14 protein-coding genes and 1 pseudogene are annotated in these 15,672 nt (G+C 68.5%); 5 read left to right on the top strand and 10 right to left on the bottom strand.

Annotation, left to right across the window (positions count from 1 at the left end):
* The first annotated feature begins 85 nt into the window (after nucleotides 1–85).
* The 3 genes from ACFXKA_RS09680 to ACFXKA_RS09670 are packed head-to-tail and all read left to right on the top strand — an operon-like array spanning nucleotide 86 to nucleotide 2,931.
* A complete protein-coding gene (locus tag ACFXKA_RS09680) occupies nucleotides 86–721 on the top strand; it encodes a precorrin-8X methylmutase (protein WP_354832252.1) in 636 nt (211 codons plus the stop codon).
* Nucleotides 718–2,349 (top strand): precorrin-3B C(17)-methyltransferase, encoded by a 1,632-nt coding sequence (cobJ, locus tag ACFXKA_RS09675; RefSeq protein WP_379426827.1) that lies wholly within the window; start codon nucleotides 718–720, stop codon nucleotides 2,347–2,349. The genes ACFXKA_RS09680 and cobJ overlap by 4 nt, the downstream gene beginning before the upstream one ends.
* A gap of 36 nt (nucleotides 2,350–2,385) precedes the next feature.
* A complete protein-coding gene (locus ACFXKA_RS09670; protein WP_354832248.1) occupies nucleotides 2,386–2,931 on the top strand; it encodes a PadR family transcriptional regulator in 546 nt (181 codons plus the stop codon).
* Between the two features lie 11 nt (nucleotides 2,932–2,942).
* Here the strand turns inward: ACFXKA_RS09670 and ACFXKA_RS09665 are convergent, their stop codons facing one another.
* From ACFXKA_RS09665 to cynR, 5 genes and pseudogenes are all read right to left on the bottom strand, one after another.
* The gene (locus ACFXKA_RS09665; RefSeq protein ID WP_379426922.1) at nucleotides 2,943–3,689 is read right to left on the bottom strand and encodes a cobalt-precorrin-6A reductase; all 747 of its coding nucleotides are present in this window, start codon (nucleotides 3,687–3,689) and stop codon (nucleotides 2,943–2,945) included.
* Nucleotides 3,686–4,261 carry a hypothetical protein gene (locus ACFXKA_RS09660; RefSeq protein WP_379426826.1) on the bottom strand — a complete coding sequence of 192 codons (576 nt, stop codon included), beginning with the start codon at nucleotides 4,259–4,261 and terminating at the stop codon, nucleotides 3,686–3,688. The genes ACFXKA_RS09665 and ACFXKA_RS09660 overlap by 4 nt, the downstream gene beginning before the upstream one ends.
* Before the next feature lie 242 nt (nucleotides 4,262–4,503).
* Nucleotides 4,504–4,701 (bottom strand): annotated as a pseudogene (locus tag ACFXKA_RS09655) (aspartate/glutamate racemase family protein); the annotation flags it as partial.
* Between the two features lie 26 nt (nucleotides 4,702–4,727).
* The gene (locus ACFXKA_RS09650; protein ID WP_379426825.1) at nucleotides 4,728–6,275 is read right to left on the bottom strand and encodes an NCS1 family nucleobase:cation symporter-1; all 1,548 of its coding nucleotides are present in this window, start codon (nucleotides 6,273–6,275) and stop codon (nucleotides 4,728–4,730) included.
* 189 nt (nucleotides 6,276–6,464) lie between these two features.
* Nucleotides 6,465–7,352 carry a transcriptional regulator CynR gene (gene cynR / locus ACFXKA_RS09645; protein ID WP_379426824.1) on the bottom strand — a complete coding sequence of 296 codons (888 nt, stop codon included), beginning with the start codon at nucleotides 7,350–7,352 and terminating at the stop codon, nucleotides 6,465–6,467.
* Nucleotides 7,353–7,913: 561 nt separating this feature from the next.
* On the opposite strand from cynR, the gene ACFXKA_RS09640 reads away from it, so the two are divergent.
* Nucleotides 7,914–8,591 carry a TetR/AcrR family transcriptional regulator gene (locus ACFXKA_RS09640; RefSeq protein WP_379426823.1) on the top strand — a complete coding sequence of 226 codons (678 nt, stop codon included), beginning with the start codon at nucleotides 7,914–7,916 and terminating at the stop codon, nucleotides 8,589–8,591.
* Here ACFXKA_RS09640 and ACFXKA_RS09635 read toward each other — a convergent pair.
* Nucleotides 8,583–9,776, bottom strand: a complete 1,194-nt coding sequence (locus ACFXKA_RS09635) for an esterase/lipase family protein (RefSeq protein ID WP_379426822.1) — start codon at nucleotides 9,774–9,776, stop codon at nucleotides 8,583–8,585. The genes ACFXKA_RS09640 and ACFXKA_RS09635 overlap by 9 nt on opposite strands.
* 343 nt (nucleotides 9,777–10,119) lie before the next feature.
* Between ACFXKA_RS09635 and ACFXKA_RS09630 the strand changes: the two genes are divergently transcribed.
* Nucleotides 10,120–11,103, top strand: coding sequence for a MaoC family dehydratase N-terminal domain-containing protein (locus ACFXKA_RS09630; RefSeq protein WP_379426821.1), 984 nt, complete (start codon nucleotides 10,120–10,122; stop codon nucleotides 11,101–11,103).
* Here ACFXKA_RS09630 and ACFXKA_RS09625 read toward each other — a convergent pair.
* From ACFXKA_RS09625 to ACFXKA_RS09610, 4 genes are all read right to left on the bottom strand, one after another.
* Nucleotides 11,069–12,358: a PucR family transcriptional regulator gene (locus tag ACFXKA_RS09625; protein ID WP_379426820.1), complete on the bottom strand. Its 1,290-nt coding sequence runs from the start codon at nucleotides 12,356–12,358 to the stop codon at nucleotides 11,069–11,071. The two genes, ACFXKA_RS09630 and ACFXKA_RS09625, sit on opposite strands and share 35 nt — an antisense overlap.
* A 275-nt stretch (nucleotides 12,359–12,633) precedes the next feature.
* Nucleotides 12,634–13,938: an isocitrate lyase/phosphoenolpyruvate mutase family protein gene (locus ACFXKA_RS09620; protein WP_379426819.1), complete on the bottom strand. Its 1,305-nt coding sequence runs from the start codon at nucleotides 13,936–13,938 to the stop codon at nucleotides 12,634–12,636.
* Nucleotides 13,939–14,116: 178 nt separating this feature from the next.
* Nucleotides 14,117–14,743 carry a maleylpyruvate isomerase family mycothiol-dependent enzyme gene (locus tag ACFXKA_RS09615; RefSeq protein ID WP_379426818.1) on the bottom strand — a complete coding sequence of 209 codons (627 nt, stop codon included), beginning with the start codon at nucleotides 14,741–14,743 and terminating at the stop codon, nucleotides 14,117–14,119.
* A 193-nt stretch (nucleotides 14,744–14,936) separates the two neighbouring features.
* Entirely contained in the window at nucleotides 14,937–15,668 is a 732-nt protein-coding gene (locus ACFXKA_RS09610; protein WP_379426817.1) for an alpha/beta fold hydrolase, read from the bottom strand.
* Between the last annotated feature and the right edge of the window lie 4 nt (nucleotides 15,669–15,672).

Genomic DNA, 15,672 nt, shown 5'->3' with positions numbered 1-15,672 from the left:
CGCGAGGCGGCCCGAACCCGGTCGCCAGGCGCCGGCGCACGACCCGCTCAGCGCGGCCCCGACGGCGAAATCTAGGGTGGACTCCATGTCCGACGTGCGCGCCAGCTACCTCAAAGACGGGGCCGAGATCTATCGGCGCTCGTTCGCGACCATCCGGGCCGAGGCCGATCTGGCCCGGTTCCCGGCGGACGTGTCACAGGTGGTGGTGCGCATGATCCACGCCTGCGGGCAGGTGGATCTGGCCGGTGACGTCGAGTTCAGCACCGATGTGGTGGCCAAGGCGCGGGCCGCGCTGCAGGGCGGCGCGCCGATCCTGTGCGACGCCAAGATGGTCGCCTCGGGCGTGACCCGCAAGCGGCTGCCCGCCGGCAACGACGTGCTGTGCCTGCTCGACGATCCCCGGGTGCCGGAGCTGGCGGCCCGCATGGACAACACCAGATCGGCTGCGGCGCTGGAACTCTGGAGCGACCGGCTGGACGGCGCGGTGGTGGCGGTCGGCAATGCGCCGACGGCACTGTTCCACCTGCTGGACATGCTGGACGCGGGCGCGCCCCGGCCCGCCGCCGTGCTCGGCATTCCGGTCGGGTTCATCGGGGCCGCGGAATCCAAGCAGGCCCTGGCCGCATACGGCGGTGTCGAATTCCTGACCGTGCGGGGCCGGCGCGGCGGCAGCGCCATCACCGCCGCCGCCCTCAATGCGATTGCGAGCGAACAAGAATGAGCAAGCTCTGGGGTGTCGGGCTCGGACCCGGCGATCCGGAACTGGTGACGGTCAAGGCCGCGCGGATCATCGGCGAGGCCGATGTCATCGCCTTCCACAGCGCCCGCCACGGCCGCAGCATCTCCCGCGCCATCGCGGCCCCCTACATGCGTGCGGGCCAGCTCGAGGAGCACCTGGTCTACCCGGTGACCACCGAGACCACCGACCACCCGGGCGGCTATCAGGGCGCGATCGACGAGTTCTACGAGCGCGCGGCCGGGGTGCTGGCCGGCCATCTCGCCGCGGGCCGCACCGTCGCGCTGCTCGCGGCCGGTGACCCGCTGTTCTACAGCTCGTTCATGCACATGCACCGCCGCCTGGCCGACCGCTTCGACACCGAGATCATCCCGGGCGTCACCTCGGTCAGCGCCGCCTCCGCGGCCCTGGGCACCCCCCTTGTGGAAGGCGACCAGGTCCTCACCGTGCTGCCCGGCACCATGCCCACCGAGGAGCTGACCCGCCGCCTGCGCGAGACCGACGCGGCCGCCATCATGAAGCTCGGCCGCACCTACCCCGGTGTCCGCCAGGCCCTTTCCGACTCGGGTCGCCTCGACGACGCCTACTACGTCGAACGCGCCAGCTCGACCCGCCAGCGGGTGCTGCGCGCCGCGGAGGTCGACGAAGCGAGCGTCCCCTACTTCGCGATCACGATAGTGCCGGGCCCCGAACCCGCGACGCGGATCGCGCTGACGGCCGACAGTGCGCCCACGTCCTCCGAAACGACCGGTGCCACTATGGTTTCCGGTATCACCTCCGCGACGAACGGCCGGCCGGGAACGGCGGCCGCTCACTCCCCCGCAGCCGCCCTCGCCGATGGCCAACCCCGCGCAGCGCAATCGGGAGAGGTCGGCGAGGTCGTCGTAGTGGGTCTCGGTCCGGGCGCGGAGGCATGGACCACGCCGGAGGTTCGGCAGGCGCTGGCCGAGGCGACCGACATCGTCGGGTACACCACGTATGTGAACCGGGTGCCGGTGCGTCCGGGGCAGCGGCGGCACGCCAGTGACAATCGGGTCGAATCCGAGCGCGCCGGAATGGCTTTGGACATGGCCAAGCAGGGCGCGAAGGTCGTGGTCGTCTCCTCCGGCGATCCCGGCGTGTTCGCCATGGCGGCGGCGGTGATCGAGGAGTCGGCGGATCCGCAGTGGCGGGAGGTGCCGGTGCGGGTCCTGCCCGGCGTGACCGCGGCCAGTGCGGTGGCCAGCCGGATGGGCGCGCCGCTGGGGCACGATTTCGCCATGATCTCGCTGTCGGATCGGCTCAAGCCGTGGGAGACGGTGGCGCAACGGATTTCGGCGGTGGCGTCGGCGGATATGGCGTTCGCCGTGTACAACCCGGCGTCGTCGCAGCGCACCTGGCAGGTGGCGGCCATGCGCGATCTCGTGCTCGAGCACCGCAAGCCGCAGACGCCGGTGGTGATCGGCCGCGATGTGGGCGGCCCGGCCGAGTCGGTGCGGGTAGTGACGCTGGCGGAGCTGGATCCGGCCGAGGTGGACATGCGGACCCTGCTGATCATCGGCGCGTCGACCACCACGGTATTCGACGCGGCCGGTGGACCCCGGGTGTTCACGTCGCGCCGCTACGGAGACTAATATTCCACTGTAGAACGTAGGCTGGAAGGAGTGCCGGTGCCTGAAGACAATGCTCGACGCCCGCTCAACTCGACGGCCGCGTCCCTACTCGGATTCCTCCACCAGGGCGAACTGTCCGGGTGGGATCTGGTGGCGCTGGCCCAGGATCGTATCGGCGACTTCTGGACCATCACCCAGAGCCAGGTCTACCGCGAACTGGCCACCATGCACCAGAACGGACTGGTGGACAAGGGTGCGGCCGGCGCCCGCGACCGCACCCCCTACCGGATCACCGAGGACGGCCGGGAGGCCTTCGCCGAGTGGATCGCCCGCGATCCCGGCGCGGAGACCATCCGGGTCCCGCTGCTGCTGACCCTCTCCTTCGGCGAGTTCGTCGACCCACAGCGGCTCGAGCGCATCGTCGCCGCCGGCCGCACCGTCCACGAGCAGCGCTTGTCCGGCTACCTGTCCGGCCACGACGAGCAGCGCATGTCGCCCTACGAGCGGGCCACCCTGGATTTCGGTATCCGGTACGAGCGCGCGGTGCTGGAGTGGTTCGATCGGCTGCCGGAGCTGCTCGACCGCACCAGCCGCCTGTCCTGAGCCCGGCCGGCCTAGCTTCCCGTTCCGCGCCGGGCGCGCAGCCAATCCCAGGCCGCCGCAACGGTTTCCACCTGTTCCGCGCCCGCGGGCAGCGGCGGCCGGTCGATCATCACGACCGGTATGCCGAGCTCGCGCGCGGCGGTGAGTTTGGCCTCGGTCAGCGCTCCCCCGCTGTCCTTGGTCACCATGACGTCGATGCGCTGTTCGGTCAGCAGCGCGGTCTCGTCGGCGACACTGAAAGGCCCACGGGCGAGCAGCAATTCGTGATCGGCCGGCATCGCCCCGTCGGGCGGGTCGATGGCCCGGATCAGGAACCAGGCGTCCGAGTGCGCGAACGCGGCCACGCCCTGGCGGCCGATGGTGAGGAAGACTCGTTTCCCCAGGGCCGCCGCGGCTTCCGCCGCGAGCGCCAGATCCGGAACGCGCATCCATCGATCCCCGGGCTGCTCGGTCCATCCCGGCCGCCGCACGTGCAGCACCGGTATCCCGAGACTCGCGGCCGCGGCCGCGGCATTGGCGGTGATGCCCCCGGCGAACGGGTGCGTGGCATCCACCACGACCTCGATTCCATTGCCGCGCAACCAGTCCCGCAGCCCGGCGACGCCCCCGAAGCCCCCCACGCGCACCTCGCCGACCGGTAGCACGGGGTCGCGCACGCGCCCGGCGAGCGAGGACACGATGTCGAATCCTCGCTCGCCCGACGCGATATCGGCGAGTTCCCGGGCTTCCCGGGTGCCGCCGAGAATCAGCGTTTTCAGGGCTGCCCGCTGAAATAGGCCGAGCCCGAGTCGATCAGCGGCTGCCCGCCGGCGATCAGCAGTCCGATGATCGCGCCGGGAATCGCGCCGATCCCGAACAGGAAGGCGCCCAGGATGCCGCCGATGATGCCGCCCAGCGCGGCGTGCTGCAGCTGACCGAAGAAGTCGGCCTGCGAGTCGATGTCCTTGGCGGTCGACACCGGCGCCGAGACGGGGGTCAGGGTCAGCTGGGTGCCCGCGGTGTCGATGGCGGCTGTGAGGCCGTACTGCTTGCCCGCCAGCGTGCCGTTCAGCGGTACCTGGGTCACCACATCGCCGGCCTGGTTCTTCAGGAAGACGGTCTGGCTGGCCGCATCCAGGCTGAACCGGCCGCCGGTCACCTGGGTGACGATGTCGTTCGCGTCGGTGAGCGCCACGTTGTAGTCGACGCCCTGCTGGCTGCCGTGCAGCGTCGACGGGGACTGCTCCACCGCCGGAGCGGGGTCGACGGGGACGGCGTAGCCGGTGCCCGCGGCAATACCGGTCGCGGCGGCGGCAATGAATGCGGTGGCCACGAACTTTGTGTACTTCATGGAAGTCATCGATCTCCAAATAGTCTGAATCGAACCCGATAACAATCGGGTCACGCGGATTCACACTACCGTTGAGTTACGCACGTTTCACTCTGAATGCCTCGCGCGCGGAGCCGCTTTCATGCCAATGACCCATTTGAGCAGCGCACGGACGCATGGATTTCCCGCGATATCGCCGGGAAACGATACCGCGCGAGTGTCAGGCGCGAAGGGTGGACAGCAGCCCGGCAGCGGCCCCCGAGCTCCGGGTAGTTGACGACGGCGTCCATCACGCCGACCGCCGCGAGGTAGCTCTCGAAGTTGCCCTCGACCGACTCGGCGCCGAATCTCGGTGTGAGACCGACGATCTCGGTGCCTTCAGCCGCGACCGCGCGGGCCTGGGCGGCGATGGCGTCGGTCATCGACGCGGTCGTGTTGACATTGACGACGAGAATCCGCATCTCGGATTACCTCCCGGATAGTGGGTTCAGTGGGTGCACTCGACGGCGATCGGCTCGCCCGAGACGTCCTCGAACGCGGCCTTGCGGTCGGCGATCAGGAGATGGATCAGGGCGCCGGATCCGGCGCCGATGAACCACGCGAACGGTGACACCGCGTCGAGCGCGGGAATGAACGCGACCAGCAGCGACACCGCCGCGGCCGGGACGAAGGCGGCCAGGGCGCGCGGGTTGACGCCGCCCCGATAGAAATACGCGCCCACCGGATCCTCGCTGTAGAGCGCGGGGACGTCGATGCGGCCGCGGCGCAGTAGCCAGTAGTCGGCCATGATGATGCCGTACAGCGGGCCGAGCAGCGCGCCGAGCCCACCGAGGAAGTACTCGATGACCGCCGGGCTGTTGTACAGATTCCACGGCAGGATGACCAGCCCGATGATGCCGCTGACCAGTCCGGCGCGGGCGAAGTTCAGCGTCCGGGGAAACAGGTTGGTGAGCGCGTAGATCGGGGCGACGAAGTTGGCCATCAGATTCACCGCCACGGTCAGGACCAGCAGCGCCAGCGACGCCGGCACCAGCAGGGCGGTATTCGGGATGGCGTGCACGATGTCGGCGGGACTCGCGATCACCCGGCCATCGATCTCGAACTGGCCGCCGGCCATGACGACGACGATGGCGCCGAAGAACAGCACGTTGATCGGGATGCCCCAGAAGTTGCCCCGCACAATCGAACCGGGGCTTTTCGATGCCCGGGTGAAGTCACAGAAATTGAGCACGAACGTGGCGTAGACCGCCACCCACAGCGCCGCCCCGGCGAAGATCTCGTGCCACATGGCGAACCCGGTCAGCGGGCGATCGACCGACCAGGCGATCGAGCCGCCCGCCTCGGTGAAGACCCACACCGCGAGCGCGGCCATGGTGACGAGGATGACCGGACCGGCGAACGCCTCGTACCTGCGGATCATCTCCAGTCCGCGCTGCGCGAGGAAAGTCTGTACGGCCCACAGGGATCCGAAGGCGATCCAGCCCAGCGTCGACAAGCCGAGAATCGCGTTGTGGTCCCAGTCCGCCGCGCCGGGCGCGAGCGCGATGATCAGCACGCGCAGCACCAGCGAGGCCAGGTAGGTCTGGATGCCGAACCACGCCACGGCGACACCACCGCGCAGCAGCGCCGGAATCTGCGCGCCCCGCACGCCGAAGGCGATCCTGGTCATCACCGGGAACGGGACGCCGGTCCGGTAGCCCATGAACCCGGTGATGCTGAGCAGCACGAACAGCAGTGCCGAGCCCAGGCCCAGCGCCACCAGGATCTGCCAGCCGCCCAGGCCGAGTGCGAACAGCCCCAGCGCGAAGCCGTAATTGCCCAGGCTGTGCACGTCATTCGCCCACAGGGTGAAGATGCTGTAGCCCGACCAGCGCCGGCCGGCGCGTCGGGTGGGAGCGAGGTCCCGGTTGTAAAGGCGGGTGCTCAGGCCGGGCGCGAAGGCGACGCCGGCCGCGTCCGCCGGGCGGGGATTCGCCGCGATCGCACTGTCACCCACCGGCGATACGAGCTCGGCGGTGTCGTCGGGAACCAGCATGGGTAGATCCTCGATTTCGCATGGCGGAAGGAGTTTTCCAGCGCGGGCTGGCCTCCGAGTGTCTGTTGACACAACACCGATCGTCAATCGGCCCGCCCCGTCCCGTTCACCCTCACCATTGCCGTGACCGGAAGGTATAGACCACGCCGATGCCGGCCATCGGCAGAACGTCTGACCGGCAGGCGGGATTCACACGGCCTGGCGGGCGCTCCAGTCCCGGGCGAGCCCGAAGAAGGCGCGCGCGGCCGCGGTGCGATAGGCGTTCTCGCGGCAGAGCAGAACCGCGATCCGGGTCGGCAGTGGCGGATCCAGCGCCACGGCCGTCAGGCGCGGATGGTCGCGGGCGATGCCGTCGGGCAGGATGGTGACGAGCGCGGTGAGCTGAACCGCCTCGATGACCGCGTGAATCGAGTTGGCCTCCACCAGGATTCGCGGGCTCACGCCCTGCTCGCGAAAATAGGCGTCGATGTGCAGCCGGGTGACGAATTCCCGATTGAGCAGGGCGAGATCGTATTCGGCGAGCTTCGCGGCCGGCAGGCGCGAGCGCGCGGTCCGCCGATCGGCGCCGACCAGGCTCAGCGTCTCGGTGAACAGGGTGGCGGCCTCGATGCCCGGCAGGTGCCCGCCCGCGAACCCGATCCCGACGTCGATATCGTCGGCCAGCAGGCCGGATTCGATCACGTCCTGGTTGGTCTCGCGAATGTCTAGAGTGATCCCGGGATGCCGGGCGCGCAATTCGGCGATGAGCGGCCCGATCAGATAGGCCGCGAAAGTCGGGGTGTACGCCAGCCGCAGATGCCCGCGCGACAGATCCTCGACATCGTGCACCGCCCGATCGGCGGCATCGAGTTCGGCCAGCGCGAGCCGCGCATGCCGGGCATAGACCTCTCCCGCATCGGTGAGCCGGACAGCACGCCCGGTCCGATCCAGCAGCGGCGCACCCACCAGCCGCTCGAGCTGCCGAATCTGCTGCGAGAGCGTGGGTTGCGAAACATGCAAATCCTCCGCGGCGCGCGTGAAACTCCCATGCTCGGCCACGGCCAGCAGATACCGCAGATGGCGCAACTCCGGGGTCACCCACCGAATATAGACCAAGCCAATCGGCCCACCCCCGACTACGCCACACGCACTATAAATACAGGTAACCCACCCGGCGCGGGCTCTTCCGCTAGTGGAGTGAAGCCTTCGCGCCACCCGAGAACACCGAATCGTGGAACTCGATCGACTGAGGAACCGCTGTGGCCGGCACGTCGAACACGACCACCACATCCAGCTTGTTCCCCGGATCTACGAATCCGTCGTGTCCGCTGAAGGACTGCTCGGGTACGCGCTGACCGCGAATCGGTGGGCGCCCGCGTAACTGTTCATTCGAGGGATGCGCGCCACTGGGGGCGGCACAGACCAGTCCCCGCCGCGCTTCCTGCGGCCGTCCGATCGCGGACTGTCGCGTGCCCGCCCCCGCGGGCCTGCGTGACCGCCGGACGTCCCAGTTGTCCTCCGCGAGCCAGGCGTCCCTGCGGCACTCGATCGGCCACCTGCACCTCCATGCCCTGTGGCGCAACGACATCCAGGACCGTGCCGATCGGCCACCGCTAAGATGAGAATCGCTCATTTTATCTCTGTCGTGAGGAGGCAGTGTTGCCGCCGAAGGCTGTGCGTGAGCGACGCCGCCCGACCCAGGAGCGCTCGAAAGCGACTCGGGAGCACATTCTCGACACCGCCGCGAAATTGTTCGGTGAGCGCGGGATCCCGGACACCTCGACCAACCGGATCGCCGCCGCGGCCGGGGTGAGCATCGGGACCCTGTACCGGTACTTCTCGGATCGGGCCGTGATCGTCGACGAGCTCCTCAGCCGCCTCATCGAGAGCATCGAACGCCTTTTCACCCAATGGGTTTCGGAGCTGTCGCGGCCGCCGGCCGGAAGCCCCCCGCGGTCGAGCCTCCAGCTGATCACCGAGATGCTGGAGCTGTTCACCGCGGAACTCGTCGCCAATGCCAAACTGGTGCGCGCGCTGGTGGCGGGCGTGCAGTTCTACAGCAGTGGCCTGCCCGAGTTCGAGCCGCGGTTGCGCCTGCTGGTCAAGGTGCTGCTGATCCAGATCCTCGGCCCCGGCGACGATCGCAGATACGACGCGATGAGCTTCGTGCTGATCAACACCGGCTTCGCGAGCGTCCTGCGGGCATCGGCTCTCGAGGTCGGCGATCACGAGCGCGAGGAGGTGATCGCCCTGACCGCGCAGATGATCACCGCGTGGCTCGAGGCCGAAGCCCGTGCCGCCCGAACACCTACCGGCACAACGGATGACCTACAGTGACCCGCCGCCACCCAGCAGCCACGGATTGAACGTGCACTGCAGATCCGGAAACTTCGCCGGGTCCAGGGCACGCAGCGCGATGGACAGCGCCCGCGGCGAGTACATCATCGTCAGGTGGTCGGAGACGTCCTGCTCACACCCGTCCTGCAGCGTGATGTCGGTGACCTGGGCACCGGGCCCGGCCTTCAGGAACGTCAGGTCGTACGGATTGGTGACCTCGTCGTAGCGGGTGCCGACCACCGTGTACTCGATGCCGGGCACGGTGTCCCCGTTCGCGTTCAGCTTGTCGACGAAATCCGAGCCGATGGTCTGCTGGATTCCGGCGTGACCGACGAACATCTCGACGAATCCGAGGATGTCGATACCGAAATTGTTGACCGCCCGGCCGAGCGCGCCGATGCCGTCGAGCGAGGTGCCGTGGTGGGTGGCCCCGAAGGTCACCAGCTTGTGGACCTTCCCCGCACCGCCCTCGAACTTGGTGTACCAGCCGGCCATTGCCCCGCCCTGGGAGTGCGCGACGATGTCCACCTGCGGTGCGCCGGTCGCGGCGAGCACGCGATCCACGAAGGCGGACAGCTGTTTCGCCGAATCCTGGATGTAGCCGGTGCCCATGGTGCCGGGCAGCACCGACCCCAGACCGCCGCCCTCGATCAGGTTCGACCGGCCGTAGTTGAGGGTGAAGGTGCAGAATCCGGCGTCCTTGATGGGCTGCCCCATGAAGGCGAAGCCGTTGAACGCGTTCATCCAGGTGCCGTGCACCAGAATCACCGGCCGCGGATGCTCCGCGGTCGGTGTGCAGTTCCAGTCGTTGGCGCCCGGCGGGGTGGCGTCCGGGTGCGCGAGGCCGTAGCCGAACGCCGCCAGCCACGAGGTCATCGACGGTCCGTAACCCTGTGTGTCGGTGGAGTATCCGCCCGACGAGCCCGAGCTGGAACCGGACCCGCCGTAGCAGTTGCCGGATCCGTTGCCCGAGCCGGCGCCACTACCGGAGGTGCACGCGGATCCGGAGTCGGCGATCGGACCGGCCTGTTTCAGGCCCGCTGCGATGTAATCGGCCAATTGTCGATCGGTGGGCGCCGGGTCGGGTGCGGCGTCGGCGCCCGCCCCGGCGAACCCGACCGCCAGCAGCGAGACGCCCATCATGATGGATGCCCGCACTGCCCTTCGATGGGTGGTTCGTCTCATTTCGTGCCCTCCTACAGCCCTGCATGGATCGGTTTCCGGGGCGCCGGCAATCGATGGCCGACGGCGAAACCGCGCCCACGGTAGGCCGCTCCGCAATCTGCGCAGAAGGCAATTCTCGGAAATCTGGAGCCGCTCACCAATATTCGGCGAGCGTTTCGGGACGCCGTCACAAATGCGGCCCCTCCCAGTGCCTTTCACAAACCAGGGCGCTCCGATTCCGTGAAATATCCAGGAATCGGAGCCGAATGGCCCGGAACGCCTCCGGAAAATGGATCGTCGGAGATTCCGGCGGACCTGGCATTCGGGCCGTGCCGGTCAGGAACGCATCCGCAGAGGAGAGGCCATGGGTGGCAGGACCTTCGGCACGGGAACCGAGCACCCGCAGGCCATGGTCGGGTACCGGTATCGGTGTGCGCAACCGTTCGTGGTGGAGCGGCAGCGGATCCGGGAATTCGCCCGTGCCGTCCAGGCATTCCACCCCGCCTACTGGCAGGAATCGGCGGCCGCGCACTTGGGATTCGACCAGATCCTCGCGCCGCTGACCTTCGCGGCGTCGATCTGGCGGCATGCCCGCCGCGAGGCGCTGGAGCAGCTGATCACCGGGTACCGCTGGGACCGGATCGTGCACGTCGACCAGACGCTCGACATCGGCCGCCCATTGCTCGCGGGGGACGTGATCACCTGCGACGTGTATGTCGAAACATTCCGTCAGTTCGGGGCTTTCGACGTCATCACCGTCACCGGCGTGCTCATCGATCGGCACGGAACTCCGGTACAGACGGGTTCGACCGCGCTACTGGCCCGTGTCGACGGCACGGAACGCCACCGCGCCGACGATTCCGTGGCTCTCGTCGGCCCGTCGGATACCGCGCCACCGATTCCCACCGGCCTTCGCGGCAGCACCCGTCCGGCACGCACCCGCATCGACTTCGACCGGCTAGCCATCGATACCGAGCTCCCGCGTGCGGGCGCCACGGTGACCGCCGCCGATCTGGCGGCTTACGCACGCCTGGCGGGTGATTCGCCTGCGGACGTCTTCCTCGAACATCAGCTGATCCTCGGACTGGCCTCCGGATATCTGACCTCGTGGACCCGCGACCCGGCCGCGGTGACGAAATACCGGGCCGAGTTCGCCACTCAGGTGCACTATCTGTCGGTATCGGAGACCGACGCCGCCGAGATCGAATTCGGCGGCCGTGTCATCGCATTGGATCAAGACCTCCGTACCGCCACCGTCGCGATCGAGGCGAAATCGCGGGGCCGCAGACTGTTCGGATATTCCAGCGCGGAAGTCACCTTCGCACCACTGGTCCCGGCGCGCCTGTGACAGCGTGGGCAATTCGCCTGTCTCCGCGGTCTTTGCTCTGGTCGGTGAATGTCCGCGCTATGAGCGCCGAGCGCAGTTGCCACAGGCCCGAATTCACCGTCGGATCGAATCCGGTGAGCTGGTAGATACGCTTGAGCCGATAGTCGACGGTATTCGTATGAATGTGCATCACCCGCGCGGTGCGCCGGCGGCTGAGATTGTTGCTGATGTGACAGCTCAGGGTCTGCAGGAGTTCGGTGTGCGCGTCGAGCGGATTCAGTAGCGCGCCCAGGGTTTCCCGGCCCGGGCCTGGCCGGGTCAGCTGGTACTCGAGGGCCATGTCGGCGAACCGGTACAGCCCGGGCAGGCATTCCAGGCGCTGCACCATGTCGAGTAGTTCGTGGGCGCGATCCACGGCGGAGGACACGTCGTCCACGGCCGCGACGACCAGAGCCGCCGTGACGGGAACGTGCGCCGCGGCCGAGAGTCGCGCCACCAGTTCGTCGAGGGCCGCATCGGTGAGGGCGCCGGTCGGGATGAGAACGGTCCCGCCGTCGACGCTGAGCAGGGCGAGAGCGCGCTCGCCACAGCGGATGGCGAGTTCGGCCTGCAGCCGCCGCAGCTTCCGGCGCGCCACGACTTTCCCGTCCAGCATCGGATGGCGCTCGTCCGGATGTTCCGGGATGTCCAGTGCCAGTACGGAATACTCGGCGGCGATCTCGATACCGCACTCGCGGGCCATGGTCGAGGTCGGGTGGCCCCCGATCAGCGCCGAGGTGAGCGTGTGAACCGCGGTGTGATGCTCGCTCACCACCGCCTTGAACTCGCGCACATAGGCGCGAGAGACGGTGGCACTGATCGTATCCAGCATGGTCACAACCAGTTTCGCGCCCTCGAGCAGGCTGCCGAAATCGTGCTCGGTCGCCTTCGAGAGCACCAGGTCCATGCCGATCTGGAAGCCCTCGTGAATGGAGTGGAGGACGGTGTCGATGGGCACGCCCTCCCGGGCCCAGCCGGCCGCGGCCTCCGCGAGCCTGCCCGCCTTCTCGGGAATGTCCTCGCCGTCGAGCATCGCGACCGCCAGTTCCAGGCACACCCGGGTCACGGCGGTCACGTCACCGGAAATAATGTCCCCGGGCAGCGTGCCGCAGGGAATCACATTGTCGACGAAATGTCCCACCAGCCGCCGGGATACGCCTTGTACGTCCTGCAGCGGGGTGGACATCGGCCTGCCGGAGACGATCAGGCCGCCCCGTAGCGCTCCAGCAGTAGTCATCGTCGACTCCTTCCGATCCACGCACGTCATCGGCGTGATCGAACTCTAGAGCGACGAAGTGCTCACCTTCTACTCTCTTTCCCGGCACGCCCGCATGATCGCCACACGGACCTCTGACCTGCGGCAGAGGCCGAACTCCCACCCTTCACCGCACCTGTCGCGGCGACTCCGGGGCCCACTCGCTCACCTTTCGGGAGCCCCGGACTATGCCCGCTGTCCCCGTCCGATCAGGTGGTCCGTGACGGGAATTCGAGAAAGCTCCCGTTCGAGCTGTTTCACGGCCGGTCAGCATTCCCCGGCGTCGCTGCCGGATCCGGCGGGGCGGGTATCAGGGCGCCGATGGCCCCGTAGGACGTTGCCGGTTCGATACGACCGCCGTCGCGGACAGTGCGCGCGGCGGTCAGCGCCGCGTCCAGAGCCGCGCGGTAGAGGAGGGAACCCGTACTGACGCGTTGGACGCCGAGACGTGCCAGATCAGCGAGTGGACGTTGCGCAAGGACGTTGAGCGGCACGGGAATCGCTTCGACGAGTGCTGCGATGTCATCGTCGCGGGTGAGGCCGGGGACGAAGATGCCGTCGGCACCGGCGTCGACGTAGCGGTGAGCGCGGTCGCGGGTGGTGTCGTGGTCGCGGTCCAGCCAGTAGGTGTCGACCCGGGCGTTGACGAACAGTCCGGGCGCGCCGTCCTTGAGGGCGCGGACCAGGTCGGCGTGGGCGCCGGGGTCGCCTGCAGCGTCCTCCACGTTCACTCCCGCCACGCCCAATTCCCACAGGCGCGCGGCCAGCTCGCGCGGGTCTGCGCCGAACCCCGATTCGATGTCGACGGTCACCGGGACCGGGAGCCGGACGAGTGCGGCTGCCAGCGTGAGAGTTTCGTTCAGGGTCGACCCGGCCGCGTCCGGAAGTCCGTGCGCCGCAGCCACTCCGAGACTGGTGGTCCCGATCGCCGGATAGCCGTCGGCGACCAGCGCCGCCGCCGTGGCGAAATCCCACACATTCGGCAGCAGCAGCGGCGTGTCCTGATAGTGGAGCTGATGGAAGCGCCCGGCCGCCGCGGCCAGCGCCAGCGCGTGCGCCCGACCAGGGCAGGCATGACGACCAGCGCCGAAAGGTTGTCCGGTCAGATCGACTTCCACGAGTTCACCTCCCGCACCGACGCGGCGAGTTCCGGGCACCGGCGGATTGTCGCCGGCGATCAGCGCCGAGGTGGCCACGCACGCCTGCACCAGAATCCCGATCCGATTCGCGGTCACCTCGTCGGCGACTCCCCCGAACGCGGCGACCAGCCGATCGACCGCCGCATCCGCGGCCGCGCTCACCGGCCGATGCGGTCGATAGCACTCCGCGACCAACTCGACATCGGCAACCGACACCCGAACACCCAGCGCCGCAGCCAACTCCGCGACGTGATGCCCACGCCCGCGACGCAACGCAACCGCGTCCACCGCCGCCAGCTCACGCTCCACGATCGCGCGCCGCCGCGAATGCTCGTCCCCCTCACTGAACCGCGCCACCTGCGCACGCAACCACGCCACACCATGCTCGCCGGGCGAAACCGGCGGTACCGGAAGATCCAACATGCTCATTACGCTAGAGCCGCAAAGGTTCGGCAGGCACCGAAGTGTCGCGGACACAGAGTCGGGCTCCCAGTTTCCACCCGCTGGCACAGGTCCGCGAGGCCTGCACCGAACTCGAACTCCGCCACACCCACGGCAAGATCGTCCTCAGGCCCCAGTCGTGGCGGAGTTCGAGACGGTTTCAGAGACGGCTGCGTAGCGTGGGCACGCCGGGTCCGGTGAGGTCGTCGCAATAGGCGGCTCGTCCCGCCATCGCCATGGTCAAGGCGATGGTCGTTCCGCTGACCAGAGGGCCGGTTCCGATGGCGAAGGGTCCGTCGCTCGCTTCGAGCCGCAGATCTTCGACAGCGCTGCGGCTGCGGACAGTGAAGTCCCGGCTCGCGAAGAACCGGGCGACCTCGGTGACGGCCTCGATCGAGGGCTCGCGCGGCAGGCCCAGCGGACGGCGGATGTCCTGGCCGTGGACGACCACCTCGCCGAGCCAGGCAGCCGTATGGCCGAACGGCGCGGTGGTGCTGGTGATGATCGCCCGGAATCGATCCAACGTCTCCGCCGGAGTCGCGCCCCGGTGCTCGGCCAGCCGCCGGGCATTGTGTTTCTCGAAGTCGAAACGGGCCCCGAAAGCGCTGACCAGCCACCGGATTCGGCCGGTACTCGCCGCCGCGGTGAGGTGGGCGACGACCTCCTCCACCGTCCACTCTCCGCACAGCGACCGCTCCGCCCACTGCCGATCGGTCAGATCGGCGAGATCATCGGCCAGCGCCGCACGTTCGGCGTGAGCCATGGCCCACAACTCGTCACGAGACATAGCGTTCGACACTCGAAATAACCTCCCGGCTCAGCGCAGCCTGCCGATGAGAGCGCGGTGAGGGCCCGGCCATCGATCCGTCACCTCACACCGGCATGGCTGCGGTTCGTTGTTCCTCCCTACAGACCGCGCCACTCGCCCAAACTCATCGGCCCACGCCATCGCCGGACGCGCATCGCAAGATGTCGCCGGACTATCCCACGCGATCCGCGAAGTCCAGCAGGTGCGCGGCCAGCGCGCCGGGCGCGGACAGGAACGGGGAGTGCCCGGTGGGCAGCGAGACCGTGTCGGTGATGCCGTCACGCCGGTAGAGGGTCTGCTGGACATCGGCGGGGAGGAGCGCGTCCTCCGAGGTGATCACTCCCAATCGAGGGAGGGCCAGGTATCGGTCGGTGGTGTGGTCGAGGCGGCTGGTGATGGTCGCGGTCGGCTCGGGGGTGAGCAGCCGGAGCGCGAGGGCGATATCGCTTGCGTCGCAGTCGTTGTAGAAGTATCGCGTGGCCGCCTGGTGCGCGATGTCGAAGGTCTCGGCGTCCGTGTCGGCCGAGATGTGGGGACCCAGCGTCACCAGAATGTCCGCCAGGGCCGGATCGGTGACGAGGGACTGCCCGCCCGCGACCACGTCGGCGGCGACGTAGGCGACCCCCGCGATCCGGTCCGCATAGCGTTCCGCGGCCGCCTTCACCGTGACTCCGCCCATCGAGTGACCGACCAGAATCGCCTTGTCCGCCAGCGAATTCAGGACCGATCCCACGCGATCGAGATAGGCGGCACCGGTCAACCCCTTGGCCGGGGTGCGGTCCCTGCCGTGGCCCGGCAGGTCGGGTGTCACGACCGTGTGCCCGTGGGATTCGAGCAGCGGCACGATCTTGTACCAGCACCACGCGCCATGGCTCCCACCGTGAATCAGCACGAATGTACTCATGTCG

Source organism: Nocardia sp. NPDC059228 (assembly GCF_042754245.1).
Taxonomy (GTDB): Bacteria; Actinomycetota; Actinomycetes; order Mycobacteriales; family Mycobacteriaceae; genus Nocardia.
Note: the sequence above shows the minus strand (reverse complement) of the source record. Positions and strands in the feature narration are given on the sequence as shown.